6 protein-coding genes are annotated in these 8,215 nt (G+C 74.6%); 2 read left to right on the top strand and 4 right to left on the bottom strand.

The window, feature by feature from the left end; all coding sequences use genetic code 11:
• Positions 1-236: 236 nt before the first annotated feature.
• Both BJP25_RS29715 and typA read right to left on the bottom strand, forming a co-directional pair.
• The gene (locus BJP25_RS29715) at positions 237-1,949 is read right to left on the bottom strand and encodes an ABC transporter family substrate-binding protein (protein ID WP_233158331.1); all 1,713 of its coding nucleotides are present in this window, start codon (positions 1,947-1,949) and stop codon (positions 237-239) included.
• Positions 1,950-2,756: 807 nt separating this feature from the next.
• Positions 2,757-4,667 (bottom strand): translational GTPase TypA, encoded by a 1,911-nt coding sequence (gene typA, locus BJP25_RS29710; protein ID WP_075978292.1) that lies wholly within the window; start codon positions 4,665-4,667, stop codon positions 2,757-2,759.
• A gap of 232 nt (positions 4,668-4,899) precedes the next feature.
• Between typA and BJP25_RS29705 the strand changes: the two genes are divergently transcribed.
• Together BJP25_RS29705 and trpS are read left to right on the top strand one after the other, a co-directional pair.
• The gene (locus BJP25_RS29705) at positions 4,900-5,103 is read left to right on the top strand and encodes a hypothetical protein (RefSeq protein ID WP_075978291.1); all 204 of its coding nucleotides are present in this window, start codon (positions 4,900-4,902) and stop codon (positions 5,101-5,103) included.
• A 166-nt stretch (positions 5,104-5,269) separates the two neighbouring features.
• Positions 5,270-6,235 (top strand): tryptophan--tRNA ligase, encoded by a 966-nt coding sequence (gene trpS / locus BJP25_RS29700; RefSeq protein ID WP_075978290.1) that lies wholly within the window; start codon positions 5,270-5,272, stop codon positions 6,233-6,235.
• A gap of 24 nt (positions 6,236-6,259) precedes the next feature.
• Here the strand turns inward: trpS and BJP25_RS29695 are convergent, their stop codons facing one another.
• Both BJP25_RS29695 and BJP25_RS29690 read right to left on the bottom strand, forming a co-directional pair.
• Positions 6,260-6,628, bottom strand: coding sequence for a (deoxy)nucleoside triphosphate pyrophosphohydrolase (locus BJP25_RS29695; RefSeq protein WP_075978289.1), 369 nt, complete (start codon positions 6,626-6,628; stop codon positions 6,260-6,262).
• Between the two features lie 261 nt (positions 6,629-6,889).
• Positions 6,890-8,212 (bottom strand): sensor histidine kinase, encoded by a 1,323-nt coding sequence (locus tag BJP25_RS29690; protein ID WP_075978288.1) that lies wholly within the window; start codon positions 8,210-8,212, stop codon positions 6,890-6,892.
• Positions 8,213-8,215 lie beyond the last annotated feature (3 nt).

Here is an 8,215-nt window from a genome sequence, read left to right as displayed (position 1 = left end):
GGACACGCCCTAGCACAGGGCGATCCGCAGCCGGTCCGGCTGGGCGGCACCCGTTACCCATCGCGCCCCCAACGAGCGTTGGCGGGCGCACTAGGTGGGCACGCTAGGAAGCCGGCACGTTCTGGTCACCCGTCCCACGGCGATCGTGACCAAAGGGTGACACGTGAGTGGCCAGGAGCAACGTGAACGTTACTCGGCCGCACGCTGAGCAGGAGGTGGACCACGCAGAGTAGTGATCAGCCCCCGGCCCGCTGCCAGCCCGGCGACCCGGCGAACGGGCCTGCGAACGGCGGCCCGGCGCTCACCCCGGTCATCTCCCGGCGCACCACGAGGGTGTCGACCTCCTGGTAGAGCGGGATGGCGACCAGTCGCGACCAGAGCGCGGGCTCCAGCACCGCCAGGGCGTCGCCGAGCGGGGTCGCGCCGGTGAGCGCGCCGTCGAGGGTCTGCTGGAGGCCCGGGTCGCAGAAGGCGGCCGGGTTGACCACGGCGGGCACCGACCCGTCGCCGGAGGCGGTGCCGCAGCCGAAGCGGGTGTCCGGCAGCGAGGCGGGGTCGCCGCCCGCGGGCTGGGGGGCCACCACGACGTCGACCCGCTGCCCCGGGGCGGTGCCACCGGTGGCGGGCTCCTGGGCCAGCAGCTCGCCGTAGAGCTGCTCGGCGTCGGGGGTCAGCAGGGTGGCCTTCACCCCGCCCGCGGCCAGCTGCCGCTGGAGCTCGCGCGCGGTGTCCAGGTAGTCCTCCCGGCCCTGCGGGGCGGCGATCACCAGCTCCAGCGGCGCCCCCCCGAACGCCCACACCCCGTCCGGCCCCTTGGCGTAACCGGCTTCGGTGAGCAGCTGCGCGGAGCGGGCGGCGTCGACGGCGGCGAACTGCCCGGCGGGCAGGGTCGCCCGGTAGCCGGGGGCGCTGGGGGCGAGCACCTGCGCGTCGGCCAGGGCGGTCGCCGAGGGCCCGCCGCCGGTGCCCGCCGCGACCAGCGCCCGCCGGTCGAGCAGGGCGGCCACGGCCGCGCGCACCCGCTGGTCGGCCATGGCGGTGCCGACCGGGCGCAGCAGCACGGTCGCCACGGCGGCCCTGGGCACCTGGGTGGTGGTGACGTCCGGTTCGAGCGCCCGCACGGTCGCCAGGCCCTCGGCGTCCAGGCGCAGGAGCGCGAGCTGGTCGTGCCCGGTGCGCAGCGCCCCGGTGACGGTGCCGAGGTCGCCGCGGCGCAGCACGACCCGGTCCAGCGGCGCCGGGGTGGCCCAGTACCGGTCGTTGCGCTCCAGCACGACCTCCCCCCGGTCGCGGTCGAGGCTGCGCACGGAGAACGGCCCGCCCGCGACGGGGTAGTTCTCCGCCAGCGCGTTCGCCCAGCCGCCGGGGATGTCCTTGAGCAGGTGGGCGGGCAGCAGGTTCGCGAACAGCGACCGCCACCCCGGGTAGGGCTTGGCGAAGGTGACCGTGACCTCGCGGCCGGAGTCGCGCGCGGAGATGTTCGAGATGAGCCGGTACCCGGCCCCGTCGATCGACCCGGGCGCCTCCCGCAGCTGCTGCCACAGGTACACGAAGTCCTCGGCCGCGATCGGCGCCGAGTCCGACCACGCCGCCTCCGGCCGCACCCGGTACACCACGGTGTAGGGCTCCGCGGAGCTGACCTCGGCCGAGGTCATCAGCGTCCGGTCCAGCCGCAGCGCCCCGTCCGGCCCCGGCCGGAACACCGACGGCAGCACGGCCTGCGCCAGCGCGGTCGTCACCGTCGACTGGTCGGCCAGCTTGTGCGGGTTGTACCCGCCCTGCACGCTGTCGACCCCGACCACGGCCTCCCCGGTGTCGGGCTTGGAACTGGGCTGCGTCCGCACGACCTCGCTGGTCACCAACGGCGGCGGCGGCGCGTTGGTGCACCCCGCGAGCAACCCCCCGACCACCGCGACCACCGCGCACCCACCGGACAGCGAACCCCGCACCGCCCCACCTCCCCAGTAGCCGCGCACGCCCGGGCCATGCTGCCAGAGCACACCCGGCGAACCGTCAGGGTATTACCCCGAACGGATGACGCGCCGACCCCCTGTCCGGTTCCTCCCACCGCACAGCCACCTCCGGGCGCCCGATCCCACCTCACCTCGGTGGCGCACCGCGGAACCACGGGGGACGGACTCCGGACCACCGAGAAGGCCCGCCGCTTGTCCACACCCCGCCGGGTTGTCCACAGCACCTTCACCGAGACCCGGTTTCGTCGCCCCCTGCCGGTAGCGTTGAAAACAGGGGTCCCCTTGCCCGGGCTACCCCCGCGCCAGCATGGGGCAAGGTCGAGCAAGGCAGATCACCCCAGAATCCGGCACCACCAACCACCCCGCCCAGTTGTCCACAGCCACTCCGCAGGGGGCGAGTTCCGTCGCCCCCCGCCGGTAACGTTGAAACAGGGGTCCCCTTGCCCGGGCTACCTCCGCGCCAGCCTGGGCCGTGGTCGCACGAGAAGGCACCAAGGCGCCCACCCACACAAGCCGAGCCCGGACAGCGGGCTCTGCCCGGTTGGGTGGATTCGCTTGGTCGGGGGAGGCGATCATGTGCTACCCAACGGGACGGGCGGGCGTCTTTTCAGCCCGCCTTTTCCCCGCCCGCAGCACATGATCGCCGTAGGGCCCCCGACCAAGCGGATCCACCCAACCGGGCCCACAACGCAAATCCCCGCACCCCGACAACGCCAGGCCCGGCGATCGCCGGGCCCCGGGCCCAGCGAACGCCGGGCCCGGCAGCAAGCCGGTGAGCCGCGGTCAGCGGCCCTGGTTCTGGGCCTTCTCGCGGGAGCGCGCGCGTCCCCGCGTGGTGGCGTCCAGGATGACCTTGCGGACCCGGACCGCCTCCGGGGCGACCTCGACGCACTCGTCGTTGGCGCAGAACTCCAGCGCCTCCTCCAGCGAGAGCTTGCGCGGCCGGGCCAGGGTCTCCATGACGTCGGCGGAGGAGGAGCGCATGTTGGTGAGCTTCTTCTCCTTGGTGACGTTGACGTCGAGGTCCTCGGCGCGCGGGTTCTCGCCGACGACCATGCCCTCGTAGACCTCGGCGGTGGGCTCGACGAAGAAGGTGCCGCGGTCGGCGAGCTGGAGCATCGCGTAGGCGGTGACCGGGCCCTGGCGGTCGGCGACCAGCGAGCCGGAGTGCCGGGAGCGGATCTCGCCCGCCCACGGGTGGTAGCCCTCGAAGATGGCGTTGGCGATGCCGGTGCCGCGGGTCTCGGTGAGGAACGCGGTGCGGAAGCCGATCAGGCCGCGCGAGGGGACGGTGAACACGAGGCGGATGCGGCCGGCGCCGTGGCCCGCCATGGTGTCCATCCGGCCCTTGCGGGCGGCCATCAGCTGCGTGATGGCGCCCAGGTGCTCCTCGGGGGCGTCGATGGTCAGGGTCTCGAACGGCTCGCACAGCTTGCCGTCGATGGTGCGGGTGACGACCTCGGGCTTGCCCACGGTCAGCTCGAAGCCCTCGCGGCGCATCTGCTCGACCAGGATGGCCAGGGCCAGCTCGCCGCGGCCCTGCACCTCCCAGGCGTCCGGGCGCTCGGTGGGCAGCACGCGCACCGAGACGTTGCCGACGAGCTCGGCGTCGAGGCGGTTCTTGAGCAGCCGGGCGGTGAGCTTGGTGCCGCCGCCGCGCCCGGCCAGCGGGGAGGTGTTGACCCCGATGGTCATCGAGATGGCGGGCTCGTCGACGGTGAGCCGGGGCAGCGCGCCGGGGTGCTCCGGGTCGGCCAGGGTGTCGCCGATGGTGATCTCCGGGATGCCCGCGATGGCGACCAGCTCACCGGCGGAGGCCTCCTCGGCGGGCACCCGCTCCAGGGCCTCGGTGACCAGCAGCTCGGTGATGCGCACGTTCTGCTGGCTGCCGTCCTCGCGCATCCAGGCGACGGTCTGGCCCTTGCGCAGCTTGCCAGCGTGGATGCGGCACAGCGCGATGCGGCCGAGGAAGCTGGAGGCGTCGAGGTTGGTGACCAGGGCGCGCAGCGGGGCGTCGGCGTCGACGACCGGGGCGGGGATGCGCTCGAGCAGCAGGTCGAACAGCGGGTCGAGGTTCTCGCTGTCGGGCAGGCCGCCGTCCTCGGGCTGGGTCAGGCTGGCCCGGCCCGCGCGCGCCGAGGCGTAGACCACCGGCAGGTCGAGCACGGACTCGTCGACGTCGTCGAGCTCGGAGGCCAGCTCCAGCAGCAGGTCGTGGGCCTCGTCGACGACCTCGGCGATGCGGGCGTCGGGGCGGTCGACCTTGTTGACGACCAGCACCACGGGCAGGCCCGCGGCCAGCGCCTTGCGCAGCACGAAGCGGGTCTGCGGCAGCGGGCCCTCGGAGGCGTCGACGAGCAGCACCACGCCGTCGACCATGGACAGGCCGCGCTCGACCTCGCCGCCGAAGTCGGCGTGGCCGGGGGTGTCCACCACGTTGATCACGACCGGGCCGTCCGGGGTCTGGCGGCGCACGGCGGTGTTCTTCGCGAGGATGGTGATGCCCTTCTCGCGCTCGAGCTCACCGGAGTCCATCACCCGGTCGACGAGCTCGGCGCGCGCCTCGAAGGCGCCGGACTGGCGGAGCATGGCGTCGACCAGGGTGGTCTTGCCGTGGTCGACGTGCGCCACGATGGCGACGTTGCGCAGGTCGGACCTGGTGGTCGTGGTGTCGGTGGCGGTCGCTGCGGGCACGCGCGTGCTCCTGGTTCCTTCTGGGGTGTGGAGGGCGGCCCGCCGCTCGTCCGCGCTGACTGCTCTGGCTGGGAGGGGCGCCCGGCGCAGCCCGGTCGGTGTGTCCGCGCAGACTGCTACTGGCTGATCCAGCGTACGCGACCACCCGGTGTGAGCAGGACCACGCCAGGTGCAGGGCAGGTTAACCTAACCTGACCACCAGGGTTCAGCGCTGCGCCAGGAGGCCACCGCCGTGGGGAAGAAGTCCGGGAACAAGTCCGGCGGCAAGGCCGTCGCCAAGGCCGTGACCTCGGCGTCGTCGCCCGCCGAGGCGGTGCGGCTGCTCATCGGCAAGGGCAAGGTGAAGAAGAAGTGCTGCCGGTCGAAGTCGCGGTGCAAGAAGTGCCCGCTGACGGCGTTGAAGCAGGTCAAGGCCGAGTTCGCCAAGGCGGCCTGATCCCGGCTAGGCTGCCCGCGTGACCTTGCGCACCAGCACCTGGTGGGCCGCCTTGAGGCGGCCCCCTTCGCTGGTGCTCTGACACCGGCAGGCCGCCCCGACCCGGGCGGCCTGAGTTCCACGCGCACGTCTCCCGGGCGGGGCCCGAACCCCCGAGGAGACCCCCGTGACCCGCCTCTCGGCGATCACCCCGTCCGCCCGCGCCCACATCGGCAACCACCTGGGCGCCACCCGCCGCTGGGCGGCCGAGGGCGCCGACGACGACCTGTACTTCGTCAGCGACCTGCACGCGATGACGCTGCCGTACAACCCGGCCAGGCTGCGCGCCCTGACCGCGGAGATGCTGGCGGTGCTGGTGGCCACCGGCATCGACCCCGACCGGGTGTTCGTGCAGAGCGACCTGGTGCGCGAGCTGGGCGCGCTGACCTGGGTGCTGGAGTGCACCTGCACCTACGGCGAGGCCGCCAGGATGACCCAGTTCAAGCAGAAGGGCGACGGCCGGGCCGGGGTGCGCCTGGGCCTGCTCACCTACCCGGTGCTCATGGCCGCCGACATCCTGCTCCAGGGCGCCGACGAGGTCCCCGTTGGCGAGGACCAGCGCCAGCACGTCGAGCTGGCCAGGGACCTCGCCCGCCGCTTCAACTCCGCCCACGGGGAGGTCTTCACCGTCCCCAGGGCCGTCCTGCCCCGCACCGCCGCCCGCGTCCGCGACCTCACCGACCCCACCCGCAAGATGTCCAAGTCCGCCCCCGACGCGGCGGGCACGGTCTTCGTCCTCGACACCCCCGACCTCATCCGCCGCAAGGTCCGCCGGGCCCGCACCGACTCCGGCACCAACGTCACCTACGCCCCCGACACCCGCCCGGCCGTCGCCAACCTCCTGGAGGTCCTCGCCGCCTGCACCGGCGAGGACCCGTGGGAGGCGGCCACCCGCTTCCCGGACTGCGGCACGCTGAAGGACGCCGTCGCCGACGCCCTGATCGCGGAGCTCACCCCCGTCCGCGAGCGCGCGCTCCACCTCCTGTCCGACCCCGCCGAGCTGGACGCGATCCGCAAGGCGGGCGCGGCCCGAGCGGCCGAGCGCGCCGCGCACCGCCTGGACGCGGCCCTGCGGCTGGCGGGCGTGGGCTGAAGGGCACCGCCACCGGACCTGCTGTCAGAGGAGCGCGCGCACCCCTGGCAGCAGGTCCCGGTCCGCGGCGATCCAGTCGACCCCGTCGAGCTCCGCCGCGCCGACCCAGCGGAGGTCCCGGTGCTCGACGGGCCGGGGGTCGTCCCGGGTGGTGGCGGCGTAGAGCCGCAGCTGCTTGCCGGGGGCCAGGGGCGCGGCGGCGAGGAACCCTCCCACGTGGACGGTGATGCCCAGCTCCTCCCGGCACTCCCGCACCACCGCGTCCACTTCGGACTCACCCGCCTCGACCCGGCCGCCGGGGAACTCCCACAGACCCGCCACGTCAGCGGGGTAGGCGCGCTGCTGGGCCAAGACCCGCCCATCCCGGACGATGGCTGCCGCTACGACGATCATCTGCTTCCTCGGGTGCTGGGCCGGCATGGCTTCGCCGGGGTTCGGGGGGTTGCGCTGTGGGCCCGACCGGGTGGACGGTCGCCTTTCGCCACTGCCCAGACCCCACGAACCCACGCTGGCGCGGGGGTCACCCGGGCAAGGGGACCCCTGTTTTCAACGTTACCGGCGGGGAGCGACGGAACTCGACCCTCGCATCAGGGCTGTGGACAACTCGGCTGGGTGGTGGGACGGACCGCGGGACCCCGGAATCCCTGCGAGCACTCACACCGAGGCGACGCGCCAGGTGACCTGGAAGCGGGCGCCGCCCTCCGGGGACTCGCCCACCCGCACGGCTCCCCCGCGCCTGCGCACCACCTCCGCCACCAGGGCCAGGCCCAGGCCGGTCCCGCCGGAGCTGCGGGCGCGGTCGTCCTCCACGCGGTAGAAGCGGTCGAAGACCTTGCCGCGGTGCTGCTCCGCGATGCCGTGCCCGTCGTCGTCCACCACGACGCGGGCGGTGCGGCCGACGGCCAGGACGGTCAGGGTGACCTGGGCGCGCGCGTAGCGGACGGCGTTGCGCAGCAGGTTGTCCAGGACCAGGTCGATCTCGGAGGGGGCGGCGTAGACCCAGCAGGCGGCGGGCGGGTGGTGCACGACGATCGCGGGTCCGTCCGGGACCTGGCAGCGGGTGGCGGCGTCGGCGGCGGCGACCGAGAGGTCGACGGCGGTGGCGGCGGGGAGTTCGCCCGCGTCGGAGCGGGCGAGGGTGAGCAGGCCGTCGACGAGGGCGGACAGGCGCTGGGACTCCTGGGCGACCTCGGCGAGGACCTCCTGGGCCAGGTCCGGGTCGGGGTGGGCGACGGCGACCTCGGCCTGGACGCGGATGGAGGCGACCGGGTTGCGCAGCTCGTGGGCGGCGTCGCCGGTGAAGCGGCGGAGGCGGTCGGCGGCCTCGTCGCGGCGGTCGAGCAGGTCGTTCATGGCGCCCGCGAGGGTGCGCAGCTCCCGGGGCTCGGGCAGGGGCAGGCGCTGGCCGGTGCCCAGCCGGGACACCGCGGCGCGGAGCTTGGCCACCGGGCGCAGCGCGGAGCGGACGGCCGCCCAGGTGGCGAGGGCGACCGCGGCGGCGGCGACCAGGGCGGCGACGACGAGCCAGCGCAGGGCCACCTCCTGCGCGGAGGCGTAACCCGCCAACCCGGTGCCGACGACGACGAGGCGCTGGGCGCCGTCCGGGGCCGTGGCGACGGTGCCGAGCCAGCGGGCGGGCGGGGCGTCCTGGGTGCGCAGGACGGGTTGGCCCGCCTTGAGCACGCGGACGTCGGCCGGGGACAGCAGGGGCGCCGGGCCCGCGTCGACCGGGGTGCCCGAGGTGTCCAGGACGCGCACCTGGGTGTTGGGCGACGGCGAGGCGACGGGGTCGCCCGCGGCCACGGCGGCGACGGCCGCGCCCAGGGCCGGGGTCAGCTCCTCGTCCGCGCTGCCGACCAGCAGCGACCCGATCGCGCGCGAGCTGACCAGGGCCAACCCGATCAGCACGACCAGGGTGACCGCGGTGGCGACGGCGGTGATGCGGCGGGCCAGCGGGCGGCCCCGGGTGGTGCCCACGGG

Source organism: Actinokineospora bangkokensis (genome assembly GCF_001940455.1).
GTDB classification, from domain to species: domain Bacteria; phylum Actinomycetota; class Actinomycetes; order Mycobacteriales; family Pseudonocardiaceae; genus Actinokineospora; species Actinokineospora bangkokensis.
This window is presented reverse-complemented; position numbering and strand designations above follow the sequence as displayed.